This is a genomic window from Desulfofustis glycolicus DSM 9705 (assembly GCF_900130015.1).
GTDB lineage: Bacteria > Desulfobacterota > Desulfobulbia > Desulfobulbales > Desulfocapsaceae > Desulfofustis > Desulfofustis glycolicus.
In genome coordinates, this window is record NZ_FQXS01000021.1 from 16,154 (window position 1) to 34,342 (window position 18,189).

General features: G+C 60.1%; 14 protein-coding genes. 5 read left to right on the forward strand and 9 right to left on the reverse strand.

The genetic code is table 11. The annotated features are described in order from the left end of the window. Positions 1-13: 13 nt before the first annotated feature. Positions 14-184, forward strand: a complete 171-nt coding sequence (locus BUC26_RS23450; RefSeq protein WP_153307088.1) for a hypothetical protein — start codon at positions 14-16, stop codon at positions 182-184. 4 nt (positions 185-188) lie between these two features. On the opposite strand, the gene BUC26_RS15715 is transcribed toward BUC26_RS23450, so the two are convergent. The 7 genes from BUC26_RS15715 to mnmA form a co-directional block, all read right to left on the reverse strand. Then, positions 189-848 (reverse strand): hypothetical protein, encoded by a 660-nt coding sequence (locus tag BUC26_RS15715; protein WP_073377534.1) that lies wholly within the window; start codon positions 846-848, stop codon positions 189-191. Between the two features lie 260 nt (positions 849-1,108). Next, complete coding sequence (locus BUC26_RS15720) at positions 1,109-1,270, reverse strand: rubredoxin (protein ID WP_073377535.1); 162 nt, start codon at positions 1,268-1,270, stop codon at positions 1,109-1,111. Positions 1,271-1,422: 152 nt separating this feature from the next. After that, positions 1,423-2,823: an NAD(P)/FAD-dependent oxidoreductase gene (locus BUC26_RS15725; RefSeq protein ID WP_073377537.1), complete on the reverse strand. Its 1,401-nt coding sequence runs from the start codon at positions 2,821-2,823 to the stop codon at positions 1,423-1,425. A gap of 281 nt (positions 2,824-3,104) precedes the next feature. After that, positions 3,105-4,139 carry a recombinase RecA gene (gene recA / locus BUC26_RS15730; protein ID WP_073377539.1) on the reverse strand — a complete coding sequence of 345 codons (1,035 nt, stop codon included), beginning with the start codon at positions 4,137-4,139 and terminating at the stop codon, positions 3,105-3,107. A gap of 231 nt (positions 4,140-4,370) precedes the next feature. Continuing rightward, positions 4,371-5,645: a CinA family nicotinamide mononucleotide deamidase-related protein gene (locus BUC26_RS15735; protein ID WP_073377541.1), complete on the reverse strand. Its 1,275-nt coding sequence runs from the start codon at positions 5,643-5,645 to the stop codon at positions 4,371-4,373. Then, the gene (gene mtaB / locus BUC26_RS15740) at positions 5,642-6,976 is read right to left on the reverse strand and encodes a tRNA (N(6)-L-threonylcarbamoyladenosine(37)-C(2))-methylthiotransferase MtaB (protein WP_073377542.1); all 1,335 of its coding nucleotides are present in this window, start codon (positions 6,974-6,976) and stop codon (positions 5,642-5,644) included. Before mtaB ends, BUC26_RS15735 begins: the two co-directional genes overlap by 4 nt. Continuing rightward, entirely contained in the window at positions 6,973-8,040 is a 1,068-nt protein-coding gene (gene mnmA, locus BUC26_RS15745) for a tRNA 2-thiouridine(34) synthase MnmA (RefSeq protein WP_073377543.1), read from the reverse strand. The genes mtaB and mnmA overlap by 4 nt, the downstream gene beginning before the upstream one ends. A 194-nt stretch (positions 8,041-8,234) precedes the next feature. On the opposite strand from mnmA, the gene BUC26_RS15750 reads away from it, so the two are divergent. After that, the gene (locus BUC26_RS15750; RefSeq protein ID WP_073377545.1) at positions 8,235-9,530 is read left to right on the forward strand and encodes a peptidase U32 family protein; all 1,296 of its coding nucleotides are present in this window, start codon (positions 8,235-8,237) and stop codon (positions 9,528-9,530) included. A 199-nt stretch (positions 9,531-9,729) separates the two neighbouring features. Here BUC26_RS15750 and BUC26_RS15755 read toward each other — a convergent pair whose 3' ends face one another. Together BUC26_RS15755 and BUC26_RS15760 are read right to left on the reverse strand one after the other, a co-directional pair. Continuing rightward, positions 9,730-11,244: a fumarate hydratase gene (locus tag BUC26_RS15755; RefSeq protein ID WP_073377546.1), complete on the reverse strand. Its 1,515-nt coding sequence runs from the start codon at positions 11,242-11,244 to the stop codon at positions 9,730-9,732. Positions 11,245-11,246: 2 nt separating this feature from the next. Further along, on the reverse strand, positions 11,247-12,095 hold the full coding sequence (locus BUC26_RS15760; protein WP_073377547.1) for an LbetaH domain-containing protein: 849 nt from the start codon (positions 12,093-12,095) through the stop codon (positions 11,247-11,249). 376 nt (positions 12,096-12,471) lie between these two features. On the opposite strand from BUC26_RS15760, the gene lon reads away from it, so the two are divergent. The 3 genes from lon to BUC26_RS15775 all read left to right on the forward strand — a co-directional run bounded on the left by lon (position 12,472) and on the right by BUC26_RS15775 (position 18,186). After that, positions 12,472-14,871, forward strand: a complete 2,400-nt coding sequence (gene lon / locus BUC26_RS15765) for an endopeptidase La (protein ID WP_084540703.1) — start codon at positions 12,472-12,474, stop codon at positions 14,869-14,871. Between the two features lie 68 nt (positions 14,872-14,939). Next, entirely contained in the window at positions 14,940-15,947 is a 1,008-nt protein-coding gene (mltG, locus tag BUC26_RS15770) for an endolytic transglycosylase MltG (protein ID WP_073377549.1), read from the forward strand. A 592-nt stretch (positions 15,948-16,539) separates the two neighbouring features. Further along, a complete protein-coding gene (locus tag BUC26_RS15775) occupies positions 16,540-18,186 on the forward strand; it encodes an NAD+ synthase (protein ID WP_073377550.1) in 1,647 nt (548 codons plus the stop codon). Positions 18,187-18,189: the final 3 nt, after the last annotated feature.

The window sequence follows — 18,189 nt, forward strand, 5'->3', positions numbered from 1 at the left end:
ACGAGGTGGTCGCATGGGTGATGGCAAAAAGAAATGTTGCGGCAAATACGAGAAGAAAGGAAAACATTGCGGCGGCTGTCCGTTAGTCGGGGACACGAAAAAGTGTAAACCCGACAAGGATTATTGCAAGGGTTGCAAAACCGGCGATAAGAAAAAGAAGAAGGGTAAAAAGAAAAAGAAGTGACCGCTCAGCGGCCGCTCGCAAGGCTTTTTCGCAGGCTCTCCCCGAGCGTTTTGCCCTGGGCCTTGGCCGACAGCAACTGCTGCCGGGTATGACCGAAGCGATGATAGCGGGAAGCAAGCAGGGCTATCTTCTCGGGCCTAAAGCCGGCCGATTTCAGGAAAACTCCAAGGGTGCTCCACGGTTCAGGGACCGGATGAGTGAAGACCAGCGCGTTTTCGACGCGGTCGGTGAATCGGTTCAGCATGTGTTTCAGGATCCACTGATGGTAACGGTAGTAACCGCGGCAGGATATCAATGGCAGCACCCGTTGCCCACTGAAGATGCGTTGACCATAGCGGTCGAGCAGACTGAGGATCGGGCCGCTCGGGTTGTATGACCAGGTCGGACCGGCCAGAACCACCATGTCATACGATCGGAAGCAAGCCTTTGAGACAGGCTGGATTGGGGTCCGCCGTCGCAAAAAGGTGACGAGCATCATCCACAATGTGCGGAGAATGGTGCCAAACGGCCAGCCGATCCGGCTTAGCGGCTGGAGCTGTTCGATAACGACGACAACTCCCTGGCTGCGCAGCCCGGCAGCAAAAAGATTGATCAGGCCGCGACTCTGGCCGCTGAGGCTGAAATAAACGATTAGGACCCGGGGCGGATCGACAGGGTGATACACGATTTGCTACTACTGGCAGATTGATTACCAAACGGTGGTGTCCGGAATATCACGCATGGTCTCGCCCACGGCCAGGCTCACGGGGGCGGGTAACAGCTACTGGTACCACGTTCTTAGGCTCGGAACAACATCTGTTGTGAGGAGAGGAGAAAAACAGGCGACAAACCGGTCGGCTCCGGTTGGCGGTGGTGGGGGGGGCTGCAGGAGATGATTCCCGCCGCTCCCGGACAACGGGAAGCGGCGGGGTGAGAGCGGCGGATTTAGCCGTCGTATTTCCAGAATGCGTCTTTTTCCGCACCGCAGACCGGACAGACCCAATCATCGGGCAGTTTTTCCCACGGGGTATCCGGATCGACACCGTTGGCAACGTCTCCCTCGGCCGGATCGTAAATATAACCGCACGGGCATTCCCATTTCTGCATAAGAGCCTCCATTGTTGAATTAATCGGGGGGTATTTATGTGAGAACAATTCTCTGTTGGGAATCAGTATAGCTTATTGTCTCGCACTGTCAATACCAACTCGCCCTTATCCGCCATCTTTTCTCATTGTTCGTTGCGGCCTCTCTCGTGGGGCTAGCCGAGGTTGCGTCGAATGATTTCCTTTGCCGGGATGAGCGCCGTCGCAGTGGCCGACACGATATTGCCGGCTACGCCCGGACCGTCACCGGCCATGAAGAGACCGCTGATCGCCGTTTCCAGATTGTTGTCCGTTTCAACCTGGGTGGCGAAAAATTTGATTTCCGGCGCATAGAGCATGGTCTCGTCGTTGGCGACACCGGGAACCACCTGGTTGAGTTGTTCCAGGCCGTCAATGATGTTTGACAGGATCCGCTCCGGCAGGGCCATCGCTATATCGCCGCACGTCACGTTCTTCAGGGTCGGGTCGATGTAGCTGTTGCGGATCCGGTTCCAGGTCGAGCGTCGGCCCCGTTTCAGATCCCCGTAGCGTTGCAGGATCGGTTTGCCGCCGCCGATCAGCGTCGCCAGTTTGCCGATCGACTCGCCGTAGGCCTGGTTGTCCTCCACCGGATCAGTCAGCACGACTTTCGAGAGAAAGGCGAAATTACTATTGTCGCTTTTTCGGTCGGTGTAGGCATGACCGTTGACGCAGACGAAATGCTGGTAGTTTTCCAGGGCGACGAAGCCGCCGAAATTGGTGCAGAAAGTCCGGGTCTGATCGTCGTAGCGGCTGGTCCTGATAAAAAAAGTCGGATCGTAGATGATCGAGCAGAGATCCTGCATGATCTCATTATGCACCTCGACCCGGACACCGACCTCGATGCCGCGCTGGGAAACGGCGATGCCGTTCTTTCTGGCCAGCATGCCGATCCATTCGGCGCCGACCCGGCCTGGCGCCATGATGATATACGGGGCGTAGTAGGTGGCTTGGTTGGTGACCAGCCCGGAGACCCGGCCGTTGTCAACGATGATATCGCAGGCTTCTTCGAGATGGTGGAAGACCACCCCGTGCGATTCGATATAGTCGGCCATCCCGGCGATATGGTTGGGCAGGTTGTTGCTGCCCAGATGTTTCTGTTTGATGATCAGCAGGTCGATACCGCGCTTCCGTGCCTCGAGCCTGATTCTGTGGGCCCTTTCCAGATCCGTGGGGAAGATCGGTCCGTCCATGCCGAAGCGGTTAAAAATCAATTCCGTCTCGTCGATCAGCGCACAGGCGGCGGCTTCGGGCAGAAACTGGGTAAGGTCGGTCTTGCCGAGTTTGTGAATGAAGTTGAGTTTGCCGTCGGAGAACAGGCCGGCACCGCCGATGCCACAGAGGATGTTGCAGGGTTGACAATGAATGCAGCCCTTGTCCTTGATCGGGCAGCTGCGGTTGTGCGGTGCCCGGCCCTTGTCGATCACCAGAACGCGGAGCTTCGAATGCTCCGCCAAATAATAGGCGCCGAATAGTCCGGCCGGTCCGCCGCCGACGATGATCACGTCGAAGGAGCGCTTATCCATAGATCGTTTCATGCTATCTCCAACGGCGGGACGCTTCCAACCTGTCCTTCGCTACCCTCTGTGACAGGAAGTCACAATGAACAATTAAAACCGGTGTCATGGTCGGTAGGACTGGTTGGTCCTCCCTTCGGCTGCTGTGCTGCGGCCTGATCGGCTGGCCTCCGAGAGAACCAACCAGCCCGGGGAGTTCAGCCTGTGGAACTGATTTTCATATAAAAAAATAATGGCTTCAAACTCCCAACGGCGAGCAGACGGCACCCTGTCCTCTGCAACATGTCAACAAGCTCCCAGGATTATTGAGCGAGTTTGTCTTCCACGGCGTTTTCGTTGACGGCGAGGCCGTAGCCGAGTCGAACCTTGTTTTCGATTTCCCGGATCATCTCCGGATGGTCGACGAGGAATTGTTTGGCGTTTTCCCGGCCTTGGCCGATCCGCTCGTCGAGATAGGAATACCAGGCGCCGCTCTTGTCGACGATTTCCTGCTCCACGGCAAGATCGAGGATGTCGCCGGCCCGGGAGATGCCCTCGCCGTAGATGATGTCGAATTCGCAGCTCTTGAAGGGTGGGGCGACTTTGTTTTTGACCACCTTGACCTTGGTACGGTTGCCGATCACTTCCTGGCCGTCCTTGATCTGACTGATCCTTCTGATATCCAGGCGCAGTGAGGAATAGAATTTCAGCGCATTGCCGCCGGTGGTCGTCTCCGGGTTGCCGAACATCACGCCGATTTTCATCCTGATCTGGTTGATGAAGACGAGAATGCAATGGCTGCGGTTAAGCACACCGGTAAATTTGCGCATGGCCTGTGACATCAGCCTGGCCTGCAAACCGACATGGGCGTCGCCGACGTTGCCGTCGATTTCAGCACGGGGCACCAGGGCGGCCACCGAATCGATGACGATAATTTCGACGCCGTTGGAACGGATCAGAATCTCGGCGATTTCCAGGGCCTGCTCGCCGAAATCCGGCTGGGAGACGAGCAGGTTGTCGATATCCACGCCGAGCCGTTGGGCGTAGTTGGTGTCAAGGGCGTGTTCGGCATCGATGAAGGCTGCCGTGCCGCCTCGTTTCTGTACTTCGGCAATGGCATGCAGGGCCAGTGTGGTCTTGCCGCTCGATTCCGGACCATAGATTTCGACGATTCTGCCTCGTGGCAAACCACCGACCCCGAGGGCAATGTCCAGGCTCAGCGAGCCGGTCGGCACGGCGGGGATGTTTTCGGTTTCCCGGGATCCCAGACGCATAATCGACCCTTTACCGTATTGCCGCTGGATCTGGCTCAGCGCGCTTTCAACGCTGCTCATTTTGTTTTTATTGTCCGCTGACATCGATTGCTCCTCGTGTCCATTAGTTGATTTCATTAGGGGAGCTTGAAAAATTCGAAATTTCGTTCAAAATCAAGGCGCGCAAGAAAATTTTACCGCAGGCATTTATTCGATATTCCAAGGATAAAATTTGATTGCGTAACAATGAGGTTGGGCGGAATGGCAATTTTTCAAGGTTCCCAAAAGAAAAATTGGTGTACCGGCCTGCTAGCATAAAAGGAAGTGAGATAAACATCAAGAGCGATCGGCGGTCGTCTCCGTTTCTCCTTCACTCGCCCCTTGCAGGTGCAACCGGAGCAGGTTCAGACCGGTATGTACGGCCAGATTCTGGATACGGTGACGATCGCCGCTGAAACGGCAGCGAGTAACCCGACAGTTGTCGCCATCGGCCATTCCGATAAAGACGGTGCCGATCGGCTTGGCGTCAGTGCCTCCGTCCGGGCCGGCAATGCCGGTGATGGCGACACCGATATCGGTGCGGCAGCGCTCCCTGATGCCGCTCGCCATAGCGGCGGCCACGTCGCTGCTGACGGCGCCGCACCGCTCGATCAGGTCCGGGTCAACGCCGAGCAGTTCGGACTTGAGGCGGTTGGCATAGACGACGGCACCGCCGACGAAATAGCTTGAGCTGCCGGCTACCCGGGTGACGCGATGGGCGAGCAGGCCGCCGCTGCACGATTCGGCGGTTGCCAGCCAGCGGCCGCTCTTTTTCAACAGTGCACCGACGATCGCTTCCAGTTCGTCGTTGTCGCGGCCATAGATGGCGCTGCCGAGTGCGGTCTCGACCCGGCGACAGGCTGTTTCGAAACGGGTGCGGGAGTCGTCCTTTTCGGTTGCTCGGATCAGGACACTGAGATGGACATCGGGAAAGACCGGATAGTAGCCGATCCGGATCGGCGGTGCCAGGTTCAGGGTGCTGATACAGCGGTTGACCTCCGACTCTGCGACGCCGAAGATCTTGTAGATTCGCTGACAGGTCACCAGACCGCTCTCCGGTTGCCAGGCGGCCAGCTTCGGCAGCACGATCCGGTTGAGCAGGTCGATCATCTCCTCGGGGACGCCGGGCAGAAAGAAAATCGGGGTGTCATCGTGTACGAGTTGGTAGCCGGCGATCGCTGCTGAAGGGTCGAACGCTTCAGCGCCGCTCGGCAACCAGGCGAGTTTTTCCAAAGGATCGTCAGGGGCGGCGCTGCGTCCGTGCAGGTGCGTTCTGATCTGGGCGAGGATGTCCAGGTTAGGCATGGTTGGCCGGTTTAACGCCCGGGAGACCGCTTCGTTGGTCAGATCGTCATCGGTGGAGCCGAGCCCGCCGGTGACGATGATGAAATCAACGCGGGTGATCGCCTGTAGCAGTGCCTCGCCGATCAGCGCCGGCGCGTCGCCGATGGTGCTCATGGCATGGATGGTGTGCCCCGCTTCGAACAGTTTGCGGGCCGCATAACCGCTGGTGGTGTTGAGAATTCTGCCGGATGTCAGTTCGTCGCCGATGGCGATGATCTCCCCGATCATGTCACGCTCCCGCCGAGGTGGGCCGTCACGCCGGACTCCGCAAGTTGTTCCAACTCGACGGTGACGACGGAATTGATGAGCGCATCGTCGCCCGCCAAGTGGATGGGGATGTAGTTGTCGGTATAGCCGCGTAGCAGTCCCTGATGGTCTCGCTCGGCCTCGATCACGGCGCTGCGGCGGGAACCGAGAAAACGGCTATAGAACGAGGCCTTCCGCTGCTCGCCAAAGGTGCGGACCAGTCGTACCCGGTGCTGCTTCTCGGTCTGTTCGACCTGGCCGGCGAAATCGGTCGCCCGTGTGCCCGGCCGTGGCGAATAGGGAAAGGCATGCAGGTAGGTGCAGTCGGTCTGTTCAAGCACGGCCATGGTATTGTTGAAGTGCGTCTCCTGTTCGCCGGGAAAACCGACCAGCACGTCGATGCCGATGGCGGCGTCGGGGACGATCTGGCGACAGAGGGCCAGCTTTTCGATGAACTGCTCTCTCGTGTAGTGCCGGTTCATTCGGGCCAGGATCTGGTTGTCGCCGCTTTGCAGCGGAATGTGCAGGTGCGGCATAAAGTTGTCCCTTTGCTGCATCAGCGTCAATAATTTCATGCTGATTTCCGTTGGTTCGATCGATGACAATCGGAATCTGAGCCGGGGAAATCTCTCGCAGAGAGCGGTCATTAAGTCTGCGATGTCGAGATCCGTGCCGAAATCCGTGCCGAAATCGGTGCCGTATTGGCCGACATGGATACCGGTCACGACTACCTCGTGGTGACCGTGGCCTGCGTAGCTGGCGGTTTGGGCGATTACCTCCTCAAGCGGCAGGCTGCGGCTGCGTCCGCGGGTCAGCGGCACGATGCAATAACTGCAAAAATTGTTGCAGCCGTCTTGAACCCTGAGCAGGGCACGGGTTCGCCCGGTGAACTGGCCGACGGCCAGCCGGCTGATCGTCCGAGTCTCGTTCATGTCGACCAGACGAGGATCGGCCTGATAGTGCCGGCGTGCGGTGAGCCGGGAGAGGAGCGAGTCCTTGGCGTCGTTGCCGATCAGCAGCAATCGATCGGAGTCCATGCCCGGCAGCCGGCGCAACTCGTCGGCACCGAATTGTGCCTGACAGCCGGTCACGACGAGCAGTGCGCCGGGGTTATTGCGGGCCAGCCGGCCTAGATCGCGGCGCGACTGTGAACTGGCCTTGGCGGTCACCGCGCAGGTGTTGATAACGATGACGTCGGCGTGCGCCGGATCAGCGGACACCGTGAATCCGGCGGCGATAAAATCGCTGGCGAAAGAGGCGGTCTCGAATTGATTGACCTTACAACCCAGGGTATGAAAATAGACACGTTTCATTGGAGCGTAGTGGGGTGGGCCGACGGTTGCGGGCAGATTTCTCCGGAGCCGATGACCCGTTCGCCATCATACAATACCGCGAACTGGCCGGGGGCCACGGCCCGCTGCGGCTCGCTGAAGCGCAGCGTGAACGAGTCGCCGTCAAGGTCGTCGATAACACCGTTACTGCCGCGGTGGGTGGAGCGGATACGGACCAGGAAGCGTTGTCCCGTCTGCGGCGGCGAGCCACTCAGCCAATTGGCCCGGCAGGCCAGCAGCCTGGTCTGCAGCAGGTCGTCGGCCTTGCCGACCACCAGTGTGTTGGTTGCCGGCTTGATGGCCGTCACATACCACGGCGACTGGTCCGGCAGGCCGATGCCCCGCCGCTGGCCGATAGTATAATGCAGCAGGCCGTGATGGCTGCCGATTCGCTCGCCGGTCGGGGTGACGATCGGACCGGGCCGGGCCGGGTGAATGCTGGTAGCTGCCAGATATTCGGAGATGGTCGTGTCGTGGAGAAAGCAGACGTCCTGGCTTTCGTTCCCGTGAAAACCATGAAAACCGTGCTGCTCGACAAAACGATAGGTGTCCTCCTTGGCCATCGAGCCGAGCGGGAACCTGATCTGCTCCAGTTGTTCCGGACGCAGTCGGGCCAGAAAATAAGACTGGTCCTTGGTTTGATCCAGGCCGCGCAGCAGGGCGATTTCTCCATCGATCCGGGCGATCCGGGCGTAATGTCCGGTGGCCATGACGGCGCAGCCGTCGGCGCGGATATGGTTCAGGAACAACCCGAACTTGACGCTCCGGTTGCAGATCATGCATGGGTTCGGGGTCATACCGGCGCGATAGGTGGAGGCAAAGTAATCGAGTACGAGTCGATTGAAGTCCTGCCTGAGATCGACGACCCGTAGATCGATGGCGAGGCGCCGGGCAATTGTTTCGACCTGCTCAAGCTGCCGATCAAAGCCCGGCTGGCCGATATTCATCAGAAAGCCCCGGACCCGGTGTTCCCGGCTCAGCAGCAGTGCAGCGGCGGTGGAATCGACACCGCCGCTGAGGGCAATGCCAATCGGCGTCTCGTTCATGGCGAAGCGCTTTGCCGGCGTATGGCCGGCCGCAGGTGCCGGTCGGAGGAGGGCGGTTGATATACGGGAATGGTGATCATCTGCGGGGCAGGGTGGATTATTCGGGTTGAGTGCTCGATGGTCGTGATACGCCTTGCCGATCGGCGCATCAATGGTGTAGAAACAAGGACCGTCAACCCTTACTTTACTGCAGCATGATAGAAAAACAAAGCAAGAAAGCTGGCCCGCCGGTGCTGCCGGAATTGCTGGCGCCGGCCGGCAGTCTGGAAAAATTGGTTATCGCCGGTCATTACGGCGCCGATGCCGTCTACCTTGGCGGACCCGATTATGGTCTGCGGGCCCGAGCCGGCACCTTCGACGAAGCGGGCCTGCGCCAGGCGGCCGCGTTGGCCCACCTGGCAGGGGTGGCGGTCTACGTGACCGTTAATATCATCGCTCATAACCGGGATTTTGCCGGATTACCCGACTATCTGCGCCTGTTGCAGGAAATCGGCGTCGATGCGGCCATCGTCGCCGATCCCGGTATCGTCGCGCTGGCCGCATCGGTGGCACCCGAGCTGCCCCTGCACCTGTCCACCCAGGCCAATGTCACCAACGCGGCGGCGGCCGAATTCTGGCAGAGCCAAGGTGTGCGCCGCATCAATCTGGCGCGGGAGCTGTCCCTTGCCGAGATCCGGTCGATCAGGCAGCGCTGCTCGGCCGAGATCGAGATCTTCGTCCACGGTGCACTCTGCATATCATATTCCGGACGCTGTCTGCTCTCGCACTACCTGACCGGCCGGGATGCCAACCGCGGGCAGTGTGCTCAGCCGTGCCGCTATCGCTATGCACTGATGGAAGAACAACGGCCCGGTCAGTGGTACCCGATAGAAGAAGATGAACGGGGGGCCTATATTTTTAACGCCAAGGATCTCTGCCTACTCGGACGTCTGCCGGAACTGGTTGCCGCCGGGGTCGATTCGTTGAAGATCGAGGGGCGGATGAAGTCGCTGTTTTATGTCGGTTCCGTGGTCCGGGCCTACCGGGCGGCGCTTGATTTTCTGCGGGGCCTTGACCCCGATGACTGGCGCCGGCCGGAGGAGATCGTGCTGCCCAAAGAGCTGCTGGACGAGATTGCGCTGACCGGCACGCGGGATCTGACCATGAATTTTATCGACGAGCCGCCCGGTGGTTCCGATATGCTTTACGACTCGTCTCGCTGTGTGGTGCAGAGCGAACCGGTGGCGGTGGTCAGGGCGGTGGCGTCGCTGCCCCTGGTGGAGATCAGAAATGCGCTCAGTGTCGGTGAGCGCATTGAATACATGCACCGCAACGGCCGAAACAGTCCGGCAACGGTCAGCGCTTTGTTCGACGAGCGGTGGCAGCCGCTGCAGCGGGCCAACCCGGGCAACCGGGTCTACCTGTCGCTGATCGAACCGGTGCCCGGTATAGCGGTGCACTCGCTGCTAAGGCGCCGGCTTACCGCCCCGGGCGAGCTAGCCACCACTTGAACATGATCTTCGTTGGAATCCGGTTCCCCGGGCTGGCCGGTCCTGCCGGAGGCTGCATCGCGAAGGCCCGGCGGGCCGGAGAATCAGGCCCGAAGGCCAGCCGATCAGGCCGCAGCGCAGCAGCCGGAGGCTGAATCGGCCAGCCCATCCGACCACCACGCCGATTTCCGCTGTTCGTTGTGACTCTAGTTTATTACGCTTAACGAGCGAGTTTGGCGATCTCCTGCTGCCAGAAAGCCGGTCCGGTCTTGTGCACCGCCTGGCCCGCAGCATCGACGGCGACGGTCACCGGCATATCTTTGACCTCGAATTCGTAGATCGCTTCCATTCCGAGATCACCAAAGGCGACGATACGCGAGGTTTTGATCGCCTTGGCCACCAGGTAGGCGGCGCCGCCGACGGCCATCAGGTAGACGGCGCCGTGTCGTTTGATCAGCTCGATGGTGGCGTCGCCTCGTTCGGCCTTGCCGATCATGCCGTAGAGACCGGTCTGGCCGAGCATCATGGAGGTGTATTTGTCCATCCTGGTCGAGGTGGTTGGCCCGGCCGGACCGACGACCTCGTCGCCGACCGGGTCGACCGGTCCGACGTAGTAGATGAAACGGCCGTTGAAGTCGACACCCTCCGGCAGCGGTTTACCGGCCTCGAGCAACTGCTGGATGCGGCGATGAGCGGCATCGCGGCCGGTCAGGATCTTACCGCTCAACAGCAGCGTTTCGCCGGCCTGCCAGGTAGCGATCTCTTTCTTGGTGATGGCATCGAGATTGACCCGGCGGGCGTCGCTGCCGCCGTCGCCGGTGATTTCCGGCCATTGGTCGAGATCGGGAGGGGCGAAGGTCGCCGGGCCGGAGCCGTCCAGGGTAAAATGGATGTGGCGGGTTGCCGCGCAATTGGGGATCATCGCCACCGGCAGGGAGGCGGCATGGGTCGGGTAGTCGAGAATCTTTACGTCGAGCACGGTGTGCAGGCCGCCGAGACCCTGGGCGCCGATACCGAGCGCGTTGGCCGCGTCGTAGATCTGCAGACGCAGTTCCTCGAGTCGGTTGGCCGGGCCGCGGGCCTGCAGGTCCTGGATGTCGATCGGGTCCATCAGGGACTGTTTGGCCAGACACATCGCCTTGTCGATGGTCCCGCCGATACCGATGCCGAGGATGCCGGGCGGGCACCAGCCGGCACCCATGGTCGGCAGGGTCTTGGTCACCCAGTCGACGATCGAATCGGTCGGAGTGAGCATTGCCATCTTGCTCTTGTTTTCCGAGCCGCCGCCCTTGGCGGCGATCTGCACCTCGACGTTCTCGCCGGGGACCATTTCGACGTGGACCACCGCCGGGGCATTGGTGCCGGTATTCTTCCGGCTGCCGGCCGGGTCGGCGACGATGGATTTACGCAGCGGGTTGCTCGGATCGCCATAGGCACGGGTGACGCCTTCGTCGATCATCTCCTGCAGCGTCATCGTGCTCTCGAAGCGGCAATTCATGCCGAGCCTGACGAAGACGGTGACGATCCCGGTATCCTGGCAGATCGGCCGCCGGCCGATGGCGCACATCTTCGAGTTCTGCAGAATCTGGCCGATGGCGTCGCGGGCTGCCTGGCTCTTCTCTTGCTCGTAGGCGCGGGCCATGGCCCGGATGAAGTCGACCGGGTGATAGTAGCTGATGTACTGCAAGCTGTCGGCGATCGAGCCGATGAAGTCCTCTGCTTTAATAGGTGCCATGATCACTCCTTGCTAAAATTGACATTGTGTGAAATGACGTTGCGCAGACCGGTGCGGATGCGTTGGCCTGCCGGATGAAAACCGGACGGGGCGGTGGTGTTGGGCATCAGGACGCTCTGCCGGCCGATGATGGTGCCGGGGTTGGTGACCGAATTGCAACCGGTCTGGGTTCTGTCCCCGAGGATGGCGCCGAGTTTGCGCAGGCCGGTATCGACCAGTTCGCTGTCCATCACCAGTTGGATGGTGCCCGGCAGGAACTTGAGATTGGCGCATTTGGTGCCGGCCCCGAGGTTGGTGTCGTTGCCGAGGATTGAGTCGCCGAGATAGGCGAAGTGACCGGCTTTGGCATCGTCGAGGAAGATGGAATGCTTGACCTCGGTGGCATGGCCGACGACGCAGCGGTCACCGATCAGGCAGTGGCCGCGCAGATAGGCGCCCTGGCGGACCTCGGTGCGGGCTCCGACAATGGTCGGCGACTTGATGGTCGCCCCGCCCTCGATCAGCGAGCCGGCCCCGACCTCGATCCGGTTGCCCAACAGGATGGCACCGGCCATGATTACTACCGCATCTTCGAGAACGGTGTCGCCGCGCCGGATGATCAGCCCGCCCTTGGTCGTGTCGCCCCAGTCGATGGCCAGTTGCGTCATCGGCAGAATATCTCCCTGGTGGACGACGACCGATACCGGTACCGGAACACCGGTGGTCAATTCGGCCGGCAGTCGCAGCGGATAGTGATAGTTCTCCATATAGGGACGCAAGCGCTTCAGGGCCGACCAGACCGGCTCGTCCGAGGTGAACAGAGCGGCATGGGCGAACGCGTGATAATCGAACAGGCTGGACGCGGTCAGCATGGTGGGGTCCTTTGCAAAATTTTGATGATCGCTGATACCACGCTACTATCGTAGAAATGATAGAATTGATCAAGATTTTTTGCGGCCGGTGCCACACCGTATGGAACCGTCTTGACTTCACGTTTTGCAGTGTTTAGCTTGTGGACGATTTGAATGAGGTGGACGATGCCGTGCCGGTCCCGTCTTTGCGGGGGGACTTGGCACGATTTCGTTTTGTTCGCCAGGCGGGGCCGCAACATGCTGAAATACCATGATCAAGTGATTTTTTTGCACATGGTTCCGCCAACCGTGCGCTATCGATTCCGGTACCCGGCACCAACCGTTCCGGGTATCTCTTTTCTTATATGGCCGCTGTCGCGTGGCCGTGGAGGTCTTTGTGGAATTTAACGATTCTCTGAGTATCGGCATGGACGATCTGTCCCGCAACGATGACTTGCAGATCCCCGACGAATTGCCGATGATGGCAGTCCGGGATGTTGTCGTCTTCAATTATATGATCATCCCGCTCTTCGTCGGTCGCCCCGGGTCGGTCGAGGCCGTCAACGAGGCGCTTGCTGCGGATAAGCTACTGATGCTCGTCACCCAGCGTGATGCAACCAAAGATGACCCGTCGCCCGATGACCTCTATTCGGTGGGCATGGTCTGCATGATCATGCGCACGCTGAAATTGCCCGACGGCCGCCTTAAAGTGCTCGTCCAGGCGATGTCCAAGGCGCGCATCAAAAAATATCTGCGGACCGAGCCGAGCTACCGGGTGTCGATTGCGGTGGTCGAGGACAAGGAACCCGGCGAGATCACCGTCGAAATCGAGGCGTTGATGCGCACGGTGCGGGAGCAGACGGAAAAGATCATGTCGCTGCGCGGCATCCTCTCCGCCGACCTGATGATGATCATCAACAACATCGAGGATCCCGGCCGTCTGGCCGATCTGATCGGCTCCAACCTGCGCCTGAAGATTCCCGAATCCCAGTCGATCCTCGAGGAGGTCAATCCGGTCAAGCGACTCCGCCTGGTCAACACCCTGCTCAGCAAGGAACTCGAGGTCTCCACCGTCCAGGCCAAGATCCAGAATGATGCCAAGGAGGAGATGAGCAAGTCCCAGCGCGAGTATATCCTCCGCGAGCAGTTGCACGCGCTGCAAAAAGAGCTGGGCGACAGCGACGAGCGGACCCAGGAGATCGAGGAGCTCGAGCACAAGATCCGCAAGATGAAGATGCCCAAATCGGTGCGCAAGGAGGCATTGAAACAGCTCAGCCGCATGGAGATGATGCATCCCGATTCATCCGAGGCGACCATCATCAGGACCTACATCGATTGGATCCTCGACGTGCCGTGGAAAAAGGGGACCAAGGACCAGCTCGACCTGATCGTCGCCAAGCAGGTGCTCGACGAGGATCACTACGGTCTGGAGCGGGTCAAGGAGCGGATCCTCGAGTTTCTCGCGGTCCGCAAACTCAATGACAGCACCAAGGGGCCGATCCTCTGTTTCGTCGGTCCCCCGGGCGTCGGCAAGACCTCACTCGGCCAGTCGATCGCCCGGGCCATGGGCCGCAAATTCCACCGCATGTCTCTGGGCGGCATGAAGGACGAGGCGGAGATCCGCGGTCATCGCCGCACCTATATCGGCGCGATGCCCGGCAGGATCATCCAGGGCCTGAAGTCGGTCAAGTCGAACAACCCGGTCTTCATGATGGACGAGATCGACAAGGTCGGCGCCGATTATCGCGGCGACCCCTCCTCGGCGCTGCTCGAGGTGCTCGATCCGGAACAGAATATCGAGTTCACCGATCATTATCTGAACATGCCGTTCGATCTGTCGCGGGTGATGTTCATCACCACCGCCAACATGTCGGATACCATCCCCGGTCCGCTGCTCGACCGGATGGAGGTGATCCGCCTGTCCGGTTACACGCTGGAGGAAAAGCTGGTGATCGCCAACCGCTACCTGCTGCCCCGGCAGATCAAGGAAAACGGGATCAAAAAGCAGCAGCTCAAGCTGAGCTCCGAAACGATTACCCGGATCATTACCCACTACACCAGCGAGGCGGGATTGCGTAACCTGGAGCGGGAGATCGGCAAGATCTGCCGCAAGGTGGCCCGCAAGATAGCCGAGGGCGGCAAGGGCCCGTACAGCGTATCGGTGCGTAATCTCGACAGCTACCTGGGGCCGCCGAAAAACATCCCGGAATCCGAGATGGAGAGCATCGACCAGCCGGGTCTGGTGACCGGTCTGGCCTGGACCGAGGTCGGCGGTGAGATCCTGCATATCGAGGTCAACCTGATGCCGGGCAAAGGCAAGCTGATCATGACCGGTCAGCTCGGTGATGTGATGAAGGAATCGGCGCAGGCGGCGCTGACCTATTGCCGTAGTCGTACCGAGGATCTCGGTGTCGAAGAGGGGTATTTCGACAAGACCGATATTCATATCCATGTCCCGGCCGGGGCCATTCCCAAAGACGGACCGTCGGCCGGCATCACCATCGCCACGGCCCTCTATTCGGCGATTTCCGGGAAAAAGGTCAACAAGAGTCTGGCGATGACCGGCGAGGTAACGCTGCGCGGCCGGGTCCTGCCCATCGGCGGCCTGAAGGAAAAGGCGCTGGCGGCCCTGCGGGCCAATATTTTCAACGTCATCATCCCGCATCTCAATTCCAAGGAGTTGGTCGAGATTCCGGAGGACATCAGGAAGAAGATGACCTTTCACCCGGTCAAGGATATGAGCGAGGTCATCGATCTGGCCTTCTCCCGGGTAGGTAAGGGGAAACGGCGGTCCTGAAAGACCGTTGCCGGTTGGGGGGCCTCCCCGCGTAGCAGCCGGCCGTCCCTCCTCCAGACCGTATCATTATGGTGAAACGTATCCTGCTCAGCCTGCTGGCTGGTGTGCTGCTGGCGACGGCGGCTGGGGCCGGCTGGTTGCTGATCTACGTCCTGGAGCCCGGACCGCCGAGCGAGGAGCCCACGGCGGTGGTTGTCATCGAACGCGGTTCTTCAGTGACTGAGATTGGCCATGTCCTGGCCGAGGCCGGCCTGCTGCATGAAGACTGGCGCTTCGCGGTGCTGACCAGGTTGCTGGGGGTGGCCCCCCGACTGCCGGCCGGAGAGTTTCTGCTGCCTACCGGGGTGCGCCCCGTCGATCTGATTCGCGAGTTGGCCGCCGCCCAGCCGCTCGAGTATACCATCACCATCCCCGAAGGGTTCAATCTCCAGGAGATTGCGTCTCTTTTAGTACCCGACGGTTGGATCGACCGGCAGCGGTTCCTTGAGATCGCCAGCGATCCGGCCATGGCCGAAGCGCTGGGCCTCGGTGCTGTGCCGACCCTGGAGGGGTACCTGTTTCCCGATACCTACCGGCTGACGCGACCACCGCCCGATGAGCGGCAGTTGATCGAGCGACTGGTCGGTCGTGCCCTGTCGGTATGGGAACGCTTGGCCGCAGAGAATGACCTGCCGGCTGATTTCGATCGGCACCAGCTCTTCACCCTGGCCTCCATCGTCGAAAAAGAAGCGGCCCGGGCCGACGAGCGGCCCCTGATCGCCGGCGTCTTTCTCAATCGTCTGGCCAGAGGCATGCGGCTGCAGTCCGATCCGACCGTGAGCTATGATCTGCCCAATTTCAGCGGCATCCTGACCCGCAGCGATCTGCGCACCCCGACGCCGTACAATACGTATGTCATAACCGGTTTGCCCCCGGGCCCGATCTGCAGCCCCGGCGAGGCCGCGCTGCAGTCGGTGCTGCGCCCCGAGGAAACCGACTATCTCTATTTCGTCGCCAAAAACGACGGATCCCATCATTTCTCCAAGAACCTCCGTGAACACAACCGGGCGGTGCGCCGTTATCAACGGGACAATTAGGGTAGCTCTGTCGCTTTGCACGTCCCTTTTCGCTGGAAAGTTTATATTAAATCAGTTCCACAGGCTGAACTCCCCGGGCTGGTTGGTTCTGCCGGAGGCTGCATCGCGAAGGCCCGGCGGGCAGCAGAATCAGGCCCGAAGGGCTGCGGACAGGACGTCCGCAGCGCAGCAGCCGGAGGCAGGACCGGTCAGCCCTTCCGACCATAACGCCGATTTTCATTGCTGGTAGTGAGCGGAGGACAGGTTAAAACCAGTCCCTCCGTTGCTTGAGAGTCAGCCGATCAGGCAGAAGAGCAGCAGCCGGAGGTACAGCTGACCAGCCCGGACCTGCCGTCTTTGAACAAAACAAGATAAAACAGGACGATATTTTAGCCGGAGTGTCCTGTTAAATCGCTACGGCGCGCGTAATGCACAGTATACCGGTAATAGCCAATAATATTGGCTTGCTGGAAGTATCTGGTCAAAGCGTTTGAGTGGTCGGTTTTACTAGGAGAAAAGCTGCAACTTTTTCTCAAGTCTGCTATGGTCATGGTGATGAACTACGGAACCATCCGCACCTATTAATCATCGCAGCGTCGGCGAACGCGATTTCATGAAGATAGCGCTTATTCAACTCAATCCGGTGATCGGCTCCTTTGCCGACAATTGCCGAAAAATTATCGATTACGCTGAGCAGGCCGCCGAGCGGGGCTGCTCCCTGGCGATTTTTCCGGAGATGGTCGTTTCCGGTTACCCACCACTGGATTTGTTGGAGCGGAGCTCCTTCGTCGCCGATCACGAGCAGGCGGTGCGTGAACTGGTCTGTGCGCTGCCGCCAATCGGCGTGCTCTTCGGTTGTTTCGAGCCGCGGCCGGAGCGGCCGGGCAAGCCGCTCTACAATAGCGTCGTACTCGCGAAAAACGGCGTCATCGTGCAGCGCTTCCGCAAACAATTGTTGCCCACCTACGACGTGTTTGACGAGACCCGGTATTTCGAGCCAGGCCCGCCTGGTGAGTTGCTGACCTTCGAAGGTCTGACCATCTCCGTCACCGTCTGTGAGGATATCTGGCATTACGCGGTCGACGATTATCGCGTCCAGCCGTTGGCACGTCTGTTCGAGCGAGCCGCGGCGGAACACCGGTCGGTCGACCTGATTGTCAACGTCTCGGCATCGCCGTACCACCGGGGCAAGGAATCGATCCGCCAAGCAATATTCAAACGGCTCTGCCACCAGTATCGTACGCCGTTTCTTTATGTCAACCAGGTCGGCGGCCAGGACTCGCTCCTTTTTGACGGCGGCTCGCTGGCTTGTGACCGTGATGGTGCAGTGGTTGCCCGGGCCAAGTCCTTTGCCGAGGACCTGGTAGTCGTCGACAGCGATCTGAGCCGGGGTGAGGTCCATCAACCGGGCCCGGTGTCAGAGGTGGCCGCAGTCCACGACGCACTGGTCATGGGCCTGCGTGATTACGTGCGCAAGTGCGGTTTTTCCCAGGTGGTGCTCGGACTGTCCGGGGGCATCGATTCGGCGCTGACCGCGGCGCTTGCCGTCGAGGCGCTCGGCGCCCGGCAGGTGCTCGGAGTGGCCTTGCCGTCCCCCTACTCTGCGGACGACTCGCTGCGCGATGCGGCCGAGCTTGCCCGGCGCTGCGGCTGCCGTTTCGAGGTGCTGCCGATCAGCGACTTGTTCGACGATTATCGTGCCGCGCTGGCACCGTTGTTCGGCGATCTGCCGGAAGACGTTACCGAGCAGAACATCCAGGCTCGGATCCGCGGCAACCTGTTGATGGCCCTGTCCAACAAGTTCAACCACCTGCTGCTGACCACCGGCAACAAGAGCGAGATGGCGGTCGGTTACTGCACCCTTTACGGCGATATGAGCGGCGGGCTGGCGGTCATCGCAGATGTGCCCAAGCAACTGGTCTACGATCTGGCCGGCTATATCAACCGCGATCGGGAGATCATTCCGGAATCCATCATTTCCCGGCCGCCGACCGCCGAATTGCGGCCCGACCAGCTGGACCAGGACGACCTGCCGCCGTATGCGATTCTCGACGCGATTCTCGAACTCTATCTCGAACAGGGCTATGGTCGAACGGAGATTATCGAGCGGGGCTACGAGGTGGCGGTGGTCGACGATATCGTCCGGCGGATCAGGCTCAACGAATACAAACGCAAGCAGGCGCCCATCGGACTGAAGGTCACTAGCAAGGCCTTCGGCTTCGGCAGACGGCTGCCCAATGTCCAGAACTACCGGGGGTGATGC

Coding starts and splice junctions, on each gene's coding strand:
- BUC26_RS23450 (WP_153307088.1), top strand. CDS start 14: ATGGGTGATGGCAAAAAGAAATGTTGCGGCAAATACGAGAAGAAAGGA.
- BUC26_RS15720 (WP_073377535.1), bottom strand. CDS start 1,270: ATGCAGAAATGGGAATGCCCGTGCGGTTATATTTACGATCCGGCCGAG.
- BUC26_RS15725 (WP_073377537.1), bottom strand. CDS start 2,823: ATGAAACGATCTATGGATAAGCGCTCCTTCGACGTGATCATCGTCGGC.
- recA (WP_073377539.1), bottom strand. CDS start 4,139: ATGTCAGCGGACAATAAAAACAAAATGAGCAGCGTTGAAAGCGCGCTG.
- BUC26_RS15735 (WP_073377541.1), bottom strand. CDS start 5,645: ATGATCGGGGAGATCATCGCCATCGGCGACGAACTGACATCCGGCAGA.
- mtaB (WP_073377542.1), bottom strand. CDS start 6,976: ATGAAACGTGTCTATTTTCATACCCTGGGTTGTAAGGTCAATCAATTC.
- mnmA (WP_073377543.1), bottom strand. CDS start 8,040: ATGAACGAGACGCCGATTGGCATTGCCCTCAGCGGCGGTGTCGATTCC.
- BUC26_RS15750 (WP_073377545.1), top strand. CDS start 8,235: ATGATAGAAAAACAAAGCAAGAAAGCTGGCCCGCCGGTGCTGCCGGAA.
- BUC26_RS15755 (WP_073377546.1), bottom strand. CDS start 11,244: ATGGCACCTATTAAAGCAGAGGACTTCATCGGCTCGATCGCCGACAGC.
- BUC26_RS15760 (WP_073377547.1), bottom strand. CDS start 12,095: ATGCTGACCGCGTCCAGCCTGTTCGATTATCACGCGTTCGCCCATGCC.
- mltG (WP_073377549.1), top strand. CDS start 14,940: ATGGTGAAACGTATCCTGCTCAGCCTGCTGGCTGGTGTGCTGCTGGCG.
- BUC26_RS15775 (WP_073377550.1), top strand. CDS start 16,540: ATGAAGATAGCGCTTATTCAACTCAATCCGGTGATCGGCTCCTTTGCC.